The sequence below is a fragment of the Amycolatopsis cynarae genome, assembly GCF_026802195.1.
Taxonomy (GTDB): Bacteria; Actinomycetota; Actinomycetes; order Mycobacteriales; family Pseudonocardiaceae; genus Amycolatopsis_E; species Amycolatopsis_E rhizosphaerae.
The window spans coordinates 1,508,263-1,525,582 of record NZ_CP113836.1; the positions used below are offsets into that span (position 1 = coordinate 1,508,263).

General features: G+C 70.0%; 15 protein-coding genes. 8 read left to right on the plus strand and 7 right to left on the minus strand.

Annotated elements, in window-relative coordinates:
* Window positions 1-68 precede the first annotated feature (68 nt).
* Window positions 69-803 (minus strand): TioE family transcriptional regulator, encoded by a 735-nt coding sequence (locus tag ORV05_RS07400; RefSeq protein WP_268757698.1) that lies wholly within the window; start codon window positions 801-803, stop codon window positions 69-71.
* Window positions 804-884: 81 nt separating this feature from the next.
* Between ORV05_RS07400 and ORV05_RS07405 the strand changes: the two genes are divergently transcribed.
* Both ORV05_RS07405 and ORV05_RS07410 read left to right on the plus strand, forming a co-directional pair.
* A complete protein-coding gene (locus ORV05_RS07405; protein ID WP_268757699.1) occupies window positions 885-2,039 on the plus strand; it encodes an erythromycin esterase family protein in 1,155 nt (384 codons plus the stop codon).
* Between the two features lie 388 nt (window positions 2,040-2,427).
* Window positions 2,428-3,474, plus strand: coding sequence for an HNH endonuclease (locus ORV05_RS07410; RefSeq protein WP_268757700.1), 1,047 nt, complete (start codon window positions 2,428-2,430; stop codon window positions 3,472-3,474).
* Window positions 3,475-3,569: 95 nt separating this feature from the next.
* On the opposite strand, the gene ORV05_RS07415 is transcribed toward ORV05_RS07410, so the two are convergent.
* Window positions 3,570-4,358, minus strand: coding sequence for a crotonase/enoyl-CoA hydratase family protein (locus ORV05_RS07415; RefSeq protein ID WP_268757701.1), 789 nt, complete (start codon window positions 4,356-4,358; stop codon window positions 3,570-3,572).
* 64 nt (window positions 4,359-4,422) lie between these two features.
* On the opposite strand from ORV05_RS07415, the gene ORV05_RS07420 reads away from it, so the two are divergent.
* Both ORV05_RS07420 and ORV05_RS07425 read left to right on the plus strand, forming a co-directional pair.
* Window positions 4,423-6,024: an acyl-CoA synthetase gene (locus ORV05_RS07420; protein ID WP_268757702.1), complete on the plus strand. Its 1,602-nt coding sequence runs from the start codon at window positions 4,423-4,425 to the stop codon at window positions 6,022-6,024.
* 12 nt (window positions 6,025-6,036) lie between these two features.
* Complete coding sequence (locus tag ORV05_RS07425; RefSeq protein WP_268757703.1) at window positions 6,037-7,143, plus strand: NAD(P)H-dependent flavin oxidoreductase; 1,107 nt, start codon at window positions 6,037-6,039, stop codon at window positions 7,141-7,143.
* A gap of 46 nt (window positions 7,144-7,189) precedes the next feature.
* On the opposite strand, the gene ORV05_RS07430 is transcribed toward ORV05_RS07425, so the two are convergent.
* Entirely contained in the window at window positions 7,190-8,353 is a 1,164-nt protein-coding gene (locus ORV05_RS07430) for an APC family permease (protein ID WP_268759728.1), read from the minus strand.
* 191 nt (window positions 8,354-8,544) lie between these two features.
* Between ORV05_RS07430 and ORV05_RS07435 the strand changes: the two genes are divergently transcribed.
* The gene (locus tag ORV05_RS07435; protein ID WP_268757704.1) at window positions 8,545-9,009 is read left to right on the plus strand and encodes a hypothetical protein; all 465 of its coding nucleotides are present in this window, start codon (window positions 8,545-8,547) and stop codon (window positions 9,007-9,009) included.
* Between the two features lie 53 nt (window positions 9,010-9,062).
* Here the strand turns inward: ORV05_RS07435 and ORV05_RS07440 are convergent, their stop codons facing one another.
* The 4 genes from ORV05_RS07440 to ORV05_RS07455 all read right to left on the minus strand — a co-directional run bounded on the left by ORV05_RS07440 (window position 9,063) and on the right by ORV05_RS07455 (window position 14,277).
* Window positions 9,063-10,724, minus strand: coding sequence for a fumarate hydratase (locus ORV05_RS07440; protein ID WP_144588999.1), 1,662 nt, complete (start codon window positions 10,722-10,724; stop codon window positions 9,063-9,065).
* Window positions 10,725-11,076: 352 nt separating this feature from the next.
* Window positions 11,077-12,120: a sigma-70 family RNA polymerase sigma factor gene (locus ORV05_RS07445; protein WP_268757705.1), complete on the minus strand. Its 1,044-nt coding sequence runs from the start codon at window positions 12,118-12,120 to the stop codon at window positions 11,077-11,079.
* A gap of 253 nt (window positions 12,121-12,373) precedes the next feature.
* On the minus strand, window positions 12,374-12,799 hold the full coding sequence (gene dtd, locus ORV05_RS07450; RefSeq protein ID WP_268757706.1) for a D-aminoacyl-tRNA deacylase: 426 nt from the start codon (window positions 12,797-12,799) through the stop codon (window positions 12,374-12,376).
* Entirely contained in the window at window positions 12,796-14,277 is a 1,482-nt protein-coding gene (locus ORV05_RS07455; protein WP_268757707.1) for a class I SAM-dependent methyltransferase, read from the minus strand. The genes dtd and ORV05_RS07455 overlap by 4 nt, the downstream gene beginning before the upstream one ends.
* Window positions 14,278-14,315: 38 nt before the next feature.
* Here ORV05_RS07455 and ORV05_RS07460 point away from each other — a divergent pair, with 38 nt between their 5' ends.
* Genes ORV05_RS07460 through ORV05_RS07470 form a run of 3 tightly spaced genes read left to right on the plus strand, consistent with a single transcriptional unit; the run spans window position 14,316 to window position 17,280 of the window.
* Window positions 14,316-15,572 (plus strand): amidohydrolase, encoded by a 1,257-nt coding sequence (locus ORV05_RS07460; protein WP_268757708.1) that lies wholly within the window; start codon window positions 14,316-14,318, stop codon window positions 15,570-15,572.
* Between the two features lie 14 nt (window positions 15,573-15,586).
* A complete protein-coding gene (locus tag ORV05_RS07465) occupies window positions 15,587-16,129 on the plus strand; it encodes a DinB family protein (protein ID WP_268757709.1) in 543 nt (180 codons plus the stop codon).
* A gap of 41 nt (window positions 16,130-16,170) precedes the next feature.
* Window positions 16,171-17,280, plus strand: coding sequence for a M20 family metallopeptidase (locus ORV05_RS07470; protein WP_268757710.1), 1,110 nt, complete (start codon window positions 16,171-16,173; stop codon window positions 17,278-17,280).
* The last annotated feature ends 40 nt before the right edge of the window (window positions 17,281-17,320 follow it).

Sequence of the window (17,320 nt, forward strand, 5' to 3'; positions counted from 1 at the left end):
ACACGTTCTCGAAATCGCGGCAAGATGCCCAGGGTGATACTTGTCCGCATGTGAAACGAGTTCTAGATTTACCGGGAGGTCTGCCGGGTCGCACCACCGTCGCGCAGGCTCAGGTAACGGTCGAGCTCGGTGGCCGAGCGGAGCATGGCCAGCCCCCGTGCGGTGAGTTTCCGCCGCCAGTCGGCCAGCGCGTGGGACAGGGCTTCGGTGCCGCCCGCCGTCCGGATCTGCCGGACCACGACCGCTATCCGGTCCAGCGGGTAGCCCCCGCGCCGGAGGAGGTGGGCGAGCTCGGCATCGCGGATGTCGGCGGCGCGGAAGACGCGGAAACCGGTGGCCGGGTCGCGTGCCGGGACGAGGATCCCGGTCTCTTCCCAGTTGCGCAGGGTGGCCGGGGTGACGCCGAGCCGGCGTGCGAGCTCGCCGATGGTCCGGACATCGGCCACCGGGCGGTCCGGTCCGGCCTCCGGTGCCGCGGTCAGATGATCCACCGCCTCCCGTACCGCGTCGAGAGTTTCCCGGTCGCGGAGCAACTGGCTGTGGCCGCGATCGATGACCGCAAGGACGTCGTCGAACTCGTCACGGTGGACCGCGCTCATGATCCGCCCGGCGGCCGAGTGGCCGTACGCCAGGACGAGCGCGAGGTACGCGTCCAGCGCCGCCGCATGCACTTCCGTGTAGATCCGGTATCCGCTGGCCGTGCGTTCCGCGGGCGGGATGAACCCGTCGCGCTCGTAGTTGCGGACCGCCTGGGTCGAGATGCCGTGCCCGCGCGCGAGGTCGGCTGGTCGCAGGGTTATCACCGCTTTGAGACTTTACTCCCTTGAGCGGTGGTGAACGCAGGCGAAGTCTCAACCGTTTTCTCAACGATACGATTGAGGCTCATGAGTCAGGACATTCGACACTTCGTAACGGCGTCAGGCGGGCTGCTGGCGCTGGGTGAGCCGACGCATTGGGAGCCCGCCTTCGGGCGGGTCCGAAACGAACTTTTCGCTCAGCTGGCCGGCCGCGGCTTCCGGTCGATCGCGCTGGAGACCGATCGCGTGGCCGCGCTCGCCGTGGACGACTTCGTCCGGGAGGGGGTGGGCACGCTCGACACCGTGATGCGCGAGGGCTTCTCGCACGACTTCGGAGACCTGGACGCCAACCGGCAACTGGTCGCCTGGATGCGTGAATACAACGAAAACCGGGCGCCGGGAGACCGAGTGGCCTTCCACGGCTTCGACGCTCCGATGGAGACGATGAGTGCTCCGAGCCCGCGGCGCTACCTCGAACACGCCCGCGACTACCTGGAGCTCGACCTCGATCTCGCGAGCCTTCTCGGGGAGGACGAGCGGTGGAGTTGCCAGGAGGCGGTCATCGACCCGGCCCAGTCGCCCGGCGCCACGGCCGAGGCCGAGCGGCTGCGGTCGATCGCCGACGACATGCTCCTCATGCTCTACGTGCGTGCACCGGGACTGATCGCGGCGACTTCACGTGCCCGCTGGTTCAGGGCCAGGACACACCTCACCGCCGGTCTCGGCCTGCTGCGCTACCACAAGCAGGCGGCGCAGCATCTCGAACAGAACGCCCGGATATCCCGCCTGTCCGCCACCAGGGACGCGCTCATGGCCCAGAACCTCCTCGACATCCGAAGCGCCGAAAGCGGGCGCGGTGCGACTCTGGTCTCCGCGCACAACCGTCACCTGCAAAGGAACCTGAGCACCATCCGGGTGCCGGGGCTGGACCTCGAATGGGTCTCCGCCGGTGCCATCACGGCGGCTCTGTCCCGCGAGCGGTACACCTTCGTCGCCGGCAGTCTGGGGCGCAGCGAGGTACTCGGGGTCCCGGAGCCCGAGCCGGATACCTATGAGGGCTTGCTCCAGCGCCGGATCGCCACGTGGGGATTCGCCGCGCCCACCACCGGCGCGTCCGCTCGCCCGCGAACCGACGTCACTCACCAGCCGAGGTACCTCCCGCTCGACCAGGAAACCCTCGACGCGGCCGACGCGGTACTGCACATCAGCGTCGGCGCCCTGGCCGTGGAAGCCGGCCGCTGATTCCATTTACGCGCCTGAGTTCCACATTTCGCGGGTGAGTTCCCGTCCGGCGTCTTGAGGGCGATGAACGCCCTCAAGACGCCCCTCACCTGACGCAGGTCCACCGGTTCCCCACGGCCGCCGGGCGAGTCCCACGCTCGTGCGCGTGTGTCCCACGCTGGTGCGCTTGTGTCCCACGCACAGGCGGGCGAATTGCACGCTCAGGCGGGAATGGGCGCCGTGAGGGGATCCCTCACGGCACCCGCGGCCCCGTGGCGAGTTCAAGAGCCACCGCAATCTCCCGCAGAAGATCAACAACCGACTATTGTCATCTCGGGTCAGTTTTCTGTTCGAAATTATGCCTGATCGTGTGACTCTGTTGGCGTTGTGTCGTCGATAGCATCGTTGTGTGACCGAAAACTGGGGATTTACCGGGCCCAAGCCAGAACTGTACGACAGCATCGCCGACCTAGACCGGGATGACGTGTTGTCGCTGATCGCGGCGGCCGAGGCATGTTCGAATGCCTGTCAGGCGGTGAAGCTGGCTGCTATTTCGGCGTTGGGTGATGCGGATTCGGTGGCCAAAGAGGTCGCTCTCGAATTGCATTACGGGGCGCGCCAGGCGGAGGGCCAGGTGTCACTGGCGCGGGATCTGGCGCAGCGGTTACCCGGAACGTTCGAGGCGATGCGGCGGGGTGAGGTGGATCCGTATCGGGCGTCGAAGGTGGCCGACCAGACCTCGGTCCTCGCCGACGACCAGGCCCGGGAGGTTGATGCCCAGGTTGCCGGGAAGATCACCACGCGGGATGCGACGTCGGTGCGGAGGCTGGTGAACAGGACGGTCGCCCGGGTCGATCCCGACGGGCATGCGCGGCGGTGTGAGGAGCGTAAGCGGTCCCGCAAGGTTCAGCTGTGCCACGAGGACGATGGGATGGCCACCCTGTACGCCTATCTCCCCGCGGAGATCGCCGCGACGATCTACACCCGGGTGGATCGGGTGGCCAGACGACTACGCAGCAGGAGCGAGGAGCGCACCCTGGACGAACTGGCCGGACACGGACCCATCCCCGCGGAATTGGCGCGCGAGATCGCTCAGAATGCCACGATCCGGCGAGTCATCACCGACCCGATGACCGGCACCCCCATCGAAGTCGGACGCCACCATTACCGGCCACCCGCCGCCACCAAAGAACTGGTCCAGGTACGAGACCGAGAATGCCGGGTGCCCGGGTGTCACCGACCGGTTCAGGCCTGCGACCTCGACCACGTCCAACCCTGGGCCCACGGCGGCGACACCCACCACGCCAACCTCTGCGGCCTGTGCCGGAGAGACCATCGCCTCAAGGACGAACCCGGCTGGCAGCACCGCATGACCGACACCGGGGTCCTGGAGATCACCACACCGGCCGGTCGCACCTACCGCAGCGAACCCGAACCCCTCACCACCGCCGCCTGAGTCCACTCGCCCGAGATCGAACCCGGCACGATCCATGGCTATGGTTCGTGCCCGCAGTCGGCGCGGTTGTGGGTACCCCGGCCCACCTCTTTCCGTCAGCGGCCCTGGAAGTTCGGCGGCCGCTTTTCCGTGAAGGCGCGGGGACCTTCCTTGGCGTCGTCGGACTGGAAGACCTTGAGTCCGTACTGGGCTTCGAGCTTGAACGCCTCTTCCTCGTGCATGCCCTCCGTGTCGCGGATGGTGCGCAGGATCGCCTGCACCGCCAGCGGTCCGTTCGCGGCGATCCGTTCGGCCACCTCCAGTGCGTGGTCCAGCGCGGTGCCGTCGGGGACGACGCGGCCGATGAGGCCGATCTCCTTCGCCTCGGCCGCGGTGATGTGCCTGCCGGTCAGCAGGATCTCGGCGGCGACGGTGTAGGGGATCTGGCGCGGCAGGCGGACCGCGGAGCCGCCCATCGGGAACAGGCCCCAGCGCGCCTCGGAAACCCCGAACTTCGCGCTCTCACCGGCGATGCGGATGTCGGTGCCCTGCAGGATCTCGGTCCCGCCCGCGATCGCGGGCCCCTCGACCGCTGCGATCAATGGTTTGGTCAGCCGCCTGCCCTTGAGCAGTCCCTCGATCCTGCCCGGATCGAAGGTGCCGCGTTCGTAGGAGTCGGCGGGGGAGTTGGCCGACATCGACTTGAGGTCGGCCCCGGCGCAGAACGCGCCGCCGGCCCCGGTGAGCACGCAGCTCCGGATTTCCGGATCGGAGTCGACCCGGTTCCAGGCCTCGACCATGATCGCCATCATCTCGCCGCTGATCGCGTTCCTGACCTTCGGCCGGTTCATCGTCACCACGAGCGTGTGCCCGCGTTGTTCCACCAGAGCGTGCGGCTCGGTCATGCATACCTCCGTCGGGCCCGATGAGACCATTGCCCAGAACAGTAACATGTTCTACTTTGGCTGGGTGGCATACAACATCGCGGATCTGCTGGAGCACGCCGTCGACGCCGTGCCGGATCGCACTGCGGTCGTCTGCGGCGGTCGAAGCGTCACCTACGCACAACTGGAAGAACGCGCCAACCGCCTCGCCCACCACCTTGCCGCGCAGGGTATCGGCCAGGGTGATCACATCGGCGTGTACTCGCGAAACTCCATCGAGATGGTCGAGACGATGTTCGCGGCGTTCAAGCTGCGTGCCATCGCGATCAACGTGAACTACCGGTACGTCCACGGTGAGCTGAAGTACTTGTTCACCAATGCCGACCTGGTCGCGCTGGTGCACGAACGGCAGTACTCGGACAAGGTCGCCGCGGTGCTGCCGGAGGTGCCAAAACTGAAACACGTTGTAGTTGTCGAAGACGGGAGCGGGCTGCCCTACGAAGGGGTCGCCTACGCCGACGCGATCGCGGAGGGCTCGCCGAACCGCGACTTCGGCGAGCGCAGCGGCGACGACATCTACATGCTCTACACCGGGGGCACCACCGGCTTCCCCAAGGGCGTGATCTGGCGCCACGAAGACGTGTTCCGCGCGCTCGGCGGCGGGATCGACTTCGTCACCGGCGAGTACGTGCCCGACGAGTGGACCCTGGCCGAGCAGGGCAAGCAGGGCGGACTGGTCCGCCTGCCGGTCGCCCCGCTGATCCACGGTGCCGCGCAGTGGGCCGCCTTCGGCGGCCTGTTCGCCGGCGGCACCGTCGTGTTCGTGCCGCAGTTCGACCCGGACGACGTCTGGCGCCACATCGTCGACCACAAGGTCCAGGTCCTCACGGTCGTCGGCGACGCCATGGCCCGCCCGCTGATCGAGGCCTACCACCGCGGCGGCTACGACGCCTCGTCGCTGGTCGCGGTCTCCAGCCACGCCGCGCTGTTTTCCCAGTCGGTCAAACAGCAGTATCTCGAGGCCTTCCCCAACGTGCTGCTCACCGACGCCATCGGCTCCACCGAAAGCGGCTTCACCGGCATCGGCATGGTGGCCAAGGACGCCGACCATTCGCAGGGCCCGCGGGTCAACTTCAGCAAGCACTCCATCCTGCTGGACGAGGACGACAACCTCGTCGAGCGCAAGCCGGGCGCGATCGGCCGGATCGCGCGGCGCGGCCACGTGCCGCTGGGCTACTACAAGGACCCGGAGAAGAGCCGGACCATCTTCGCCGAGATCGACGGGGTCCGGTACGTCATCCCCGGCGACTGGGCGCGCTACGAGGAGGACGGCACCGTCACCCTGCTCGGCCGCGGCTCCCAGTGCGTCAACACCGGTGGCGAGAAGGTCTTCCCGGAAGAGGTCGAGGGCGCGCTCAAATCGCATCCGGACGTGTTCGACGCACTCGTCATCGGCGTGCCGGACGAGCGGCTGGGGCAGCGGGTCGCCGCGGTCATCCAGACCCGTCCCGGCCAGACGCCCGACTTCGCCGGGATCGAAGCGCACGTGCGGAAGGAGATCGCGGGGTACAAGGTGCCGCGCTCGATCTGGGTGGTCGACAAGATCGGCCGTTCGCCCAGCGGCAAGGCCGACTACCCGTGGGCGCAGAAATACGCGGCGGAGCACACCCCCGCCGTCCAGGTCTAGGAAGGAACCCTCATGCGTACCGCGCTGTGCGACACGCTCGGCATCCAGTACCCGATCTTCGGCTTCACGCCGTCACAGCATGTCGCGGCGGCGATCAGCAGGGCCGGTGGGCTCGGCGTGCTCGGCTGCGTCCGGTTCAACGATCCGGAAGAGCTCGACGAGGTGCTCGACTGGATGGACGCCAACACGGACGGCAAACCGTACGGGGTCGACATCGTGATGCCGGCGAAGATCCCCACCGAGGGCACCCAGGTCGACCTCGCCAAGCTGATCCCCGACGAGCACCGGGCGTTCGTGGAGCGCACCCTGCGCGAGCTGGGGGTGCCGGAGCTGCCGGAGGACACCGAGGAACGCGCGGGTGTGCTGGGCTGGCTGCACTCGGTGGCCCGCTCGCACGTGGAGGTCGCGCTCAAACACCCGATCAAGCTGATCGCCAACGCGCTCGGCTCCCCGCCGAAGGACGTGATCGACCAGGCGCATGCGCACGGGGTGCCGGTGGCGGCGCTCGCGGGCAAGGCCGAGCACGCCGTGCGGCACGTCGACAACGGGGTCGACTTCGTGGTGGCGCAGGGGTACGAGGCCGGTGGTCACACCGGTGAGATCGGTTCCATGGTGCTGCTGCCGGAGATCGTCGACGCGGTCGGCGACCGCGCACCGGTGCTCGCCGCGGGCGGGATCGGCTCCGGGCGCCAGGCGGCGGCGGCCCTCGCGCTCGGTGCTTCCGGGGTGTGGATGGGTTCGTACTGGCTGGCCACCGAGGAGTACCTCAACACCATGCCCGCCTCGGCCGCGATGCAGACCGCGCTGGTCCGCGCGAGCTCGTCGGACACCGTGCGGACGCGGATCTACACCGGGAAACCGGCCCGGCTGCTCAAGACGAAGTGGACCGAGGCGTGGGCGAAGCCGGACGCACCGCAGCCGCTGCCGATGCCCCTGCAGAACCTGCTGGTCACCCCGGCGCACAACCGGCTGCACGAGACGAACGACCCGGACCTGGTGTCCATGCCCGCCGGGCAGATCATCGGGCGCATCAAGGGGATCCGTCCCGTCGCCGAGATCATGGCCGAGCTGGTCGAGGGCTACGAGCAGACGCTGGCGAGGCTCGACAAGACGCGCTGATCCCGCGGTGCGAAGCGGCCCTGCCGGTGAGGTGGGCGGGGCCGCTTCACCGGGTCCGCGGGGAGAAGCGGATGGGCCAGGTGGCCGCACCGACGGCGAGGACCACGATCCCGGAGATCACCGAGACGGCGGGCAGGCTGAAGGCGAGCACGACACAGCCGGCCAGGCCCACCGCGGGCACGATCCGCCACCGGCGCAGTGTCCAGGCGCTGGCGTTGGCGATCGCGTAGTAGGCCAGCACGGCGAACGAGGAGAACCCGATCGCGCCGCGCAGATCGGTGAAGGCGACCAGGATCGCGACCACCACACCGACGGTGACCTCCGCGCGATGCGGCACCCCGAACCGCGGGTGCACGGCGGCGAGCGCGGCCGGAAGGTGGCCGTCCCTGGCCATCGCGAAGGTCGTGCGGGACACGCCCAGCACGAGCGCCAGCAGCGAACCCAGTGCGGCCAGTGCCGCACCGGCCCGCACCACCGGGGCGAGCCACGACGGGACCGCCTGCGCCAGTGGGTCCGCGGCGGTGGCCAGGTCGGCCGGTCCGAGTTCGAGCAGCAGGGCGATCGCGACCGCCGCGTACACCACGAGCGTCAACCCGAGCGCGATCGGGATGGCACGCGGGATCGTCCGGGCGGGGTCGCGCACCTCCTCGCCCAGCGTGGCGATGCGCGCGTACCCGGCGAAGGCGAAGAACAGCAGCCCGGCCGCCTCCAGGATGCCACCGGCCCCCGAACCGGGGAACCCGGAAAGCGCTTGCGTGCCCGGGTGGCCGACGACCGCGATGGCCACCACCGAGGCGGTGAGCACCAGCAGCGTCACCGAGACGATGATCCGGGTGACCAGGGCCGACCGCTGCACACCCCGGTAGTTCAGGGCGGTCAGGGCGAGCACCGCACCGGCCGCGACGGCCGATTGCCAGGGCCGCGAGAGCCCCGGGGCGGCGTAGGCGGCCACGGTGAGCGCCATCGCCGCGCAGCTCGCGGTCTTCCCGACGACGAATCCCCAGCCCGCCAGGTAGCCCCAGAACGGGCCGAGCCGTTCCCGCCCGTACACGTAGGTTCCGCCGGAGGCGGGGTAGCGTGCGGCGAGCCAGGCGGAGGACATCGCGTTGCAGTAGGCGACGACGGCGGCCACGGCGAGCCCGAGGAGCAGGCCCGGCCCGGCGGCGCGGGCCGCGGGCGCGAAGGCCGCGAACACCCCGGCGCCGATCATCGAACCCAGGCCGATGACCACCGCGTCACCGGTGCCCAGGCGCCGCTTCAGCTGATCGGACAAGTGCTGGCTCCTCACTCGGGGCACCCTGGCGGACCCATTCAACCCCAGCGTCCCCCGCGCGCCCGCGCGAGTCCCGATGCAACCGTCCGGGGTGCCCGTACCGTCTTGGCGGCATGAGGTGGAAAGGAATGCTTGCCGGAACAGGAATCGTCCTGCTCGCCGCGACCGCCTGCGGGCAACGCCCGGCCGCGCATGTGGGGGCACCGCCGCCGACGAAGGCGCCGGTGTCAAGCTCGCCGACCGTGGCGATGCCCACCCGGCCCGGTTCCCCGCAGAACCCGCCCCCGGGCAGCACGGCCGTGCCCGGCGACCGGGTGGACGTCACGAACCTGCCCGCCGACTTCCCGCACGAGGTCTACGTCAGCGCCGACGGCAGGCTGCTCTACGTGCGGGGACAGGAGGGCGGCTGCAACCACGCCTCGGCGGAGGTCCGGTCCGAGACCGCGCAGCAGGTGACGGTGGACGTCGTGGAGGCGAAGTCGACCGTGCAGAACCAGATGTGCACGATGGAGATCCGCTACCCGCTGCTGTCGGTCGCGCTGGCCGCCCCGCTCGGTCAGCGGCACGTGGTGCTGCTCGCCCAGAAGCGCTGAACGCACGGGAGCCGCCCGGACGAGGTCTGGGCGGCTCCCGGTGGCGGGTCGACTCAGCTGCGGAAGCTGATCTGCAGGACGGGCTCGGAGGTCTCGGCGAAGAAGTCGTTGCCCTTGTCGTCGATCACGATGAACGCGGGGAAGTCTTCGACCTCGATCTTCCACACCGCTTCCATGCCGAGCTCGGGGTACTCGAGCACCTCGACCTTCTTGATGCAGTCCTGGGCGAGCCGGGCCGCGGGACCGCCGATCGAGCCGAGGTAGAACCCGCCGTGCTGGCGGCAGGACTCGGTGACCTGCTTCGACCGGTTGCCCTTGGCCAGCATCACCATCGAGCCGCCCGCCGCCTGGAACTGCGCGACGTAGGAGTCCATGCGGCCCGCGGTGGTGGGGCCGAACGAGCCGGAGGCATAGCCCTCGGGGGTTTTGGCCGGACCGGCGTAGTACACCGGGTGGTCCCGCAGGTACTGCGGCATCTCCTCACCGGCTTCGAGTCGCTCGGCGATCTTGGCGTGGGCGATGTCGCGCGCCACCACGAGCGGACCGGTCAGCGAGAGCCGGGTCTTCACCGGCAGCGCCGACAACTGCGCGCGGATCTCGTCCATCGGCCGGTTCAGGTCGACGCTGACGACCTCGTCGGACAGGTCGTCCTCGGTCACGTCGGGCAGGAAGCGGGCGGGGTCGCGCTCGAGCTGTTCGATGAACACGCCGTCGGCGGTGATCTTCGCCTTCGCCTGCCGGTCGGCGGAGCAGGACACCGCGATGCCGACCGGGCACGAGGCACCGTGCCGGGGGAGCCGGATCACGCGCACGTCGTGGCAGAAGTACTTGCCGCCGAACTGCGCGCCGATGCCGAACTGCCGCGTCATCTCCAGCACCTGCTGCTCAAGGTCGGTGTCGCGGAACGCGTGGCCCAGCGGGGAACCCTCGGTGGGCAGGTCGTCCAGGTAGCGGGCCGAGGCCAGCTTCGCGACCTTGAGGTTGAACTCCGCGGACATGCCGCCGACCACGATCGCGAGGTGGTAGGGCGGGCAGGCCGCGGTGCCGAGGCTGCGCAGCTTCTCGTCCAGGAACCGGGCCAGGCGCTTGGGGTTCAGCACCGCCTTCGTCTCCTGGTAGAGGAAGGTCTTGTTCGCGCTGCCGCCGCCCTTGGCCATGAACAGGAACTCGTAGCTCGGGTCGCCGTGGCCGGGCTTGTGGTACAGCTCGATCTGCGCGGGCAGGTTCGTCCCGGTGTTGCGCTCCTCCCAGAAGGTCAGCGGGGCCATCTGGGAGTAGCGGAGGTTGAGCTCCTGGTAGGCGTCGAAGATGCCGCGTGCGAGCGCTTCCTCGTCGTCGCCACCGGTCAGCACGCCTTCGCTGCGCTTGCCGATCACGATCGCCGTGCCGGTGTCCTGGCACATCGGCAGCACACCGCCGGCGGAGATCGCCGCGTTGCGGAGCAGGTCCATGGCGACGAACCGGTCGTTGCCGCTGGCCTCCGGGTCGTCGACGATCGCGCGCAGCTGCGCCAGGTGCGAGGAGCGCAGCAGGTGCTGGATGTCGGTGATGGCGGTGCGGGCGAGCCGGGTCAGTGCGGCGGGCTCGATCTCCAGGAACTTGCGCCCCCCGGCGTCCACCACCCGCACGCCCTCCTCGGTGACGAGGCGGTATTCGGTGTGGGTGTCGGGGGCCAGCGGCAGCACATCGGTGTACTGGAACGAGGTGGTGGTCACGCACTGCTCCTTGACGCGGTTCGGGGCCTTCGACGTTACCGCGCGCTCGGCCTCGCCCACGCTGAGGTGTGGGGAAGAACTACCCGGAAAAGTCGGAAGGCCGGGCCCACCCCGACGGACCCGACCTTCCGGGGTAAGCGATCCGGTGCGCCGCGCACCGGTCGCCAAGCCGGCACCCTTGAAGACGCCGTTGTCCCGGGTGCGTTGCTTCGACTGTTTCGTGATCTACGTCATATGTCAACGCCGCTGTTCGGGTTACTCCGGTTGCGCGGAAGGTGACCGCCCCCGGACGCAGTGAAGGGAGTCCCGGTCCGCGATATGCGGAATGGAACTCCCTTCGGCGGAAGGTGGTTCAGCTGGCGTAGGCGCGGAGCCGTTCGGCGCGCTCGCCCTGGCGCAGCTTGGACATGACCTCGCGCTCGATCTGGCGGACGCGCTCCCGGGAGAGCCCGAAGTGCTTGCCGATCTGGTCGAGCGTGCGCGGCTGCCCGTCGTCGAGGCCGTAGCGCAGCCGGATGACCGACTGCTCGCGCTCGTCCAGGGTGGCCAGCACGCGGCGCAGGTCGTCCTGCAGCAGGCCGGAGATCACCGCGCTTTCGGCGTCGGTGGCCTCGGAGTCCTCGATGAAGTCGCCCAGGGGTGCGTCCTCCTCCGCGCCGACGGGCATGTCGAGGCTCACCGGGTCACGGGCGTGGTCGAGCAGGTCGGCGACCTTGTCCACCGGGATTCCCGACTCCGAGGCCAGTTCCTCGTGCGTGGCTTCCCGGCCCAGCTGCTGGTGCAGGTCACGCTTGATCCGCGCCAGCTTGTTGACCTGCTCCACCAGGTGCACCGGGAGCCGGATGGTACGGCCCTGGTCGGCCATGCCGCGCGTGATGGCCTGGCGGATCCACCACGTCGCGTAGGTCGAGAACTTGAACCCCTTGGAGTAGTCGAACTTCTCCACCGCGCGGATCAGACCCAGGTTCCCCTCCTGGATCAGGTCCAGCAGCGGCATCCCGCGACCGGTGTAACGCTTGGCCAGCGACACCACGAGGCGCAGGTTGGCCTCGAGGAGGTGGTTCTTGGCCTGGTGTCCGTCGCGGATCAGGGCCCTGAGCTCGCTGCGGCGCTGCGCGCTGAGGTTCTCGGCGGTCTCGAGCATGTGCTGTGCGAACACCCCGGCCTCGATCCGCTTGGCGAGCTCGACCTCGTCGGCCGCCGACAGCAGCGCGGTCTTGCCGATCCCGTTGAGGTACACGCGAACCAGGTCGGCGGCGGGGCCCTGGGCGTCCAGGTCGGCGTCGAGGTTCGGTTGTTCGGGTACCCTGGTGGCAAAGGCCGGCTCAGCGGCGGGCTCGGGGATGTTTCGTTCGCGGGCGCGACGAGGCGTCCGCTCGAGAGTCTGTACTGACATTTCTGCCTCCCCGGTCACGGGCTGACACCTGGGTGTCACACCGGTTGTGCTTCGGCGCCGAGCCTGTGGAACCCGGTGCGCGAATCTGGCTTGGTGGGCCGGACATTGTGGTCAACGCCGCGGGCTGTTAAAACGTTCCCGCTTGCCCGAAGAAGAGACGGCGTCACGGGCCGTCCGGTTGCTCGACCAAGCCTGAACTTTTCCTGAGAGACCGGGGAAGGCTCGGCGGTGGGGCTGTGGTCTAGACCTCTGGCTAGACCTCCACCAGCACCGTGAAGGGGCCGTCGTTGACGCTGTGCACGGCCATTTTCGCGCCGAAAACGCCGGTGGCGACCCGTGCCCCGCGGCCGCGCAGATCGGCGACCACCGCATCGAACATCTCGGTGGCGAGCGGCGGCGGGGCGGCCGCGCTCCAGGATGGACGGCGCCCCTTGCGGGTGTCGCCGTACAACGTGAATTGGCTCACCACGAGCAGTGGTGCCCCCGCGGTGGCACAGGATTCCTCCCCTTCGAGGATCCGGAGTTCGTGCAGTTTCCTGGCCATCACGGGCGCTTTGTCCGGTGTGTCCTCGCGGTGCACCCCGAGCAGGACGAGCAGACCCGGTTCGCCGATCGCCCCGACGACGTCCCCGTCCACCGTCACGCTCGCCTCCGTGACGCGCGCGGCGACGGCTCTCATACCGGCTCGACCATCCCGTGGCGGACCAGTTCCCGGATCATCGGCAGCGCGGCGGCGGCGAGTTCCTCCGCCGAACCGCCGTGCGCGACGGCGAGCAGTTCGAGCAGATCCGACAGCGGAAGCACACCCCGGCAGCCGGCGAGCAGCGCGGCGGCCGCCTCGTCGATCTCGTGCTGCCAGCCCGGGCCGTCGGTGCGGTGCAGGCGGCGGATCGTGGTCTGCCAGCCTTCGTCGCCCGGAGCGTCGACCCGCTCCAGCAGTACCGTGTCGGGCACGCGGAACCGGGTTTCGAGCAGCTCGGTGCCGTGTTCGCGTAGCCATGTCACGCGGTCCAGCCAGGCACCGGCCTCGGGGCCCAGCGGATCGTCGTAGGCCTGCCTGAGGTCTTCACACACGATGGTCGGCTGCTCACCCCCGGTGCGCCGCAGGGTCACGAATCCGAAGCCGACCCCCTGCACCTTCGTCTCGGCGAACCAGTCGAGCCAGGCCGCCGCCTTGGCGCGCCCTTCCGGCGAGCGCGGGTCGATCCCGGCATCCCGCAGCCAGGTGCCGACGTAGAGACCGGGATCGGCGACGTCACGCTGGACGAACCAGGCGTCGGTATTCGCGGGCAGCCAGCGGCTCACCCGGTCGGCCCAGTCCTCGCCCTCGACGTGCAGCCAGGAGGCCAGCAGCTGCCCGACCCCGCCCTCGTTGAGGAAGGCGGGCAGCTGGCGGACCACCAGCGCGGAGGCGTCGTCCCCGCCCAGACCGGAATCGCGGTACGTGTAGTCGACGCGGGCGGGCCCGACCACGAACGGCGGGTTGCACACGATCTGGTCGAAGCGGCGCCGGGCGACGGGGGCGAACCATTCCCCGCGCAGCAGTTCCACATCGAGTTCGTTGAGCAGGAAGGTGGCCTGGGCCAGTGCCAGCGCCCGGGGCGAGACATCGGTCGCGGTGACGCGCCGGGCGTGCCGCGTGGCGTGGAGGGCCTGGACGCCGTTGCCGGTGCCGAGGTCGAGCAGCGTGTCGACCGGGCGGCGGAGGGTGGCGCGGAGGAGGCTCAGCGAGGCATGCCCCACGCCGAGCACGTGCTCCGGCGGGACCTGGTGCCCCAGTGCGTCGGCGTCGAGGTCGGACACCACCCACCAGTCGCCTTCTTCGTCCCCGTGCGGCCGCACGTCCAGGCCCGCGCGCAGCGCGTCACCCTCGCCACGGAGCAGGCCGGTGCCGAGCGCGTCCTCCAGCGGGAGCGGCGCCAGCGCGGCACGCACCGCCGCTTCGGACTCGGCCCCGCCGAGCAGGAACAGGCGGATCAGCGTGCCGAGTTCGCCGGCGTCGGCGCTGGCGCGGAAGGCGAGTTCGGGTTCTCCCCGGCCCAGGGCGGTGTGGGCCATCGGGCCCAGTGCGGCCATCACGCCGCCGGTGTCGTATCCGGTGCGGCGGAACGCTTCGCGGAGCCGGGCACAGAACTCAGGGGAAAACTCGGGGTTCACGGGGCGTAATCCTTCCACGCCTGTGCTGAGATGGCGGGATGAGTGTCGACGGTGTGCTCGCTGGGGTTCAGGAGATGCTGCCCGGGCTGGAAAAGCTTTATGTGGACCTGCACCGGCATCCGGAGCTGTCCTTCGCCGAGCACCGGACGGCCGCCGAGCTGGCGGGTCGCCTGGAGACGGCCGGTTACGAGGTGCATACGGGCCTCGGCGGCACCGGGGTGCTCGGCGTGCTGCGCAACGGTCCGGGCCCGGCGGTGATGGTGCGGGCCGACATCGATGCCCTCCCGGTGGAGGAGAAGACCGGCCTGGACTACGCGAGCCGCGCCCGCGGGCGCGACGGCGACGGCAAGGACGTGCCGGTGATGCACGCGTGCGGCCACGACATGCACGCGACCTGGCTGGCCGGGGCGGCGGAGCTGCTGGCGCGGGGGCGCGCGCACTGGCGCGGCACCCTCCAGGTGGTCTTCCAGCCGGGGGAGGAGCACGGCTCGGGCGCGGCGGCCATGGTGCGTGACGGCGTGTTCGACATCGCGGGACGCCCGTCGGTGGTGCTCGGCCAGCACGTGGTGCCCGGACCGGCGGGCTGGGTGCTGACCCGGCCGGGCGTGCTGATGGCCGCGACCGACGCGCTGCGGATCGTGCTGCACGGCCGGGGCGGGCACGGCTCGAGGCCGGAGACCACGGTCGATCCCGCGGTGCTCGCCGCGTCGGTGGTCCTGCGGCTGCAGACCATCGTTTCGCGGGAGATCGCCGCGACCGAGTCCGCCGTGGTCACCGTCGGCTCGCTGCACGTGGGCACCACCCACAACGTGATCGCCGACCACGCGGTGCTCGAGGTCAACGTGCGCACCTTCGACGATCAGGTGCGCCGGAAGGTGCTGGCGGCCATCGAACGGATCGTGCAGGGCGAGGCGGTCGTGGCGGGTTCGCCGCTGCCGCCGGAGATCACCAGGCTGGCGAGCTTTCCGGTCACCGAGAACGACGGCGGCACCACGGCGGAGCTGACCGAGGCGTTCCGCGCGCATTTCGGCCCCGACCGGGTGTTCGAGGCCCCCCTCGTGACCGGCAGCGAGGATTTCGGCGAGTTCGCCCGTGTCGCCGGGGTGCCCTCGGTGTTCTGGCTGGTGGGCGGGCTGGAGGCGGGACCGGTGCTGGCCGCGATGGCGGAGGGCCGGTTCGAACGCGACGTCCCGTCGAACCATTCGCCCCTGTTCGCGCCCGTACCACACCCGACGCTGCGGACCGGCGTGGAGACGCTCGTGGTCGGCGCGCTCAGGTTTTTGTCGGTGCCCTGAGGCAGGGTGCGGCCATGACCGCGATCCCGGAAGAGAACCACTCGCCGCGCTGGACCGGTGGAGAACGTCCCGACCCGCCGCTGACCGGGGACGAACGTGAGATCCTCACCGCCTACCTGGACTGGCACCGGCGCACCTTCGAACTGAAATGCCTGGGGGTGCCGCCCCACCGGCTGTCGGAGAAGGCCATCCCGCCGTCGGGCCTGAGCCTGCACGGACTCCTGCGCCACCTGGCTGGCGTCGAGCGCTGGTGGTTCCGCATGCAGTTCGCGGGCGAGCAGGTGCCCCACCTCTACTACTCGGACGAAGATCCGGACCAGGATTTCGACGATCTCGACGGCGATGTCGAGGAGGCCTTCGCGGTGTGGCGGGCCGAATGCGCCCGTTCCCGCGAGATCGTGGCCGCCGCTTCGCTGGACGACACCGGCACCTCGTTCGCGACCGGACGGCCGGTTTCGCTGCGCCGGATCGTGGTGAACACGCTCGCCGAGTACGCGCGGCACAACGGCCACGCCGATCTGCTGCGCGAGCGCATCGACGGCGCCACGGGGATGTGACCGGGAGACTGGAGGCAGTACCGCGGAACTCTGGAGGGACCATGACCGATGTGATCGCGCTGACCCGTGGCCTGCTCGCACTGGACACGGTGGGCCAGGCGGAGAGCACTGCCTGGAAACTGCTCGCTCCTCCGCTGGAGGAAGCCGGTTTCGTGGTGGCCGTCGCCGAGCACGAACCCGGCCGGGGCACCCTCGTCGCCGACTGGCGCCCCGAGCTCGAGGTGCCGCCGCTGTGCCTGTCCGGTCACGTGGACACCGTGCCGCTGGGGGCCGAGCCGTGGCGGCACGACCCGTCCGGCGAGATCGACGGTGACCGGCTCTACGGGCGGGGCAGCAGCGATATGAAGGGCGGGGTCGCGGCGATCGTCACCGCGGCGGTCGCGCTCGCCGCCGGGACGCCGAAGCGGGCCGGACTGCGCCTGGTGCTCACCGCCGCTGAAGAGACCGGTTCCCACGGCGCCCGGTACGCGGCGGCGTCGCTGCTGGACGAGCCGAGCGGCCCGCTGGTGATCGCGGAACCCACCGGGAACGCGGTCTTCCACGGGCACAAGGGGGCACTGTGGCTCCAGGCACTCGCCACCGGTGTGACCGCACACGGCTCGATGCCTTCCTTGGGGGACAACGCGATCTACAAACTGGCCCGTGCGGTGTCGCGTTTCGAGGAGTACCGGTTCGGTATCGCACCGCATCCGGTGATGGGGGAGCCGACCCTCAACGTCGGCACCTTCAGCGGTGGCCTCAACACCAATTCGGTGCCGGACCGGGCGGTGGCGACGATCGACGTGCGCACCGTGCCGGGGCAGGACCACGCCGAGCTCACCGCCGCGCTGGCCGCCGTCGCCGGTGCCGGGGTGCGGCTGGAGCCGCTGGTGGATCTCCCTCCCGTGTGGACCGATCCGGAGGACGAGTGGGCGCGCTCGGCCGCCCGGATCGCCGGCGAGGTGACCGGGCACCCCCGCGAGTCCCGCGCGGCGCCCTATTTCACCGACGCTTCGGTGCTCACCCCGGCACTCGGTTCGGTGCCGACGCTGATCTGCGGGCCGGGGGAGCCGGAGCAGGCCCACGTCACCGACGAATGGTGCTCGTTGGACCGGCTACGGGAATCCGTGGAGATCTTCGAACGTCTCGGCGCGCACTGGTGCGGTCTTTGACGTGCCCCGGACTGTCGCCGGGGCACGCCGAGTGGCAGCA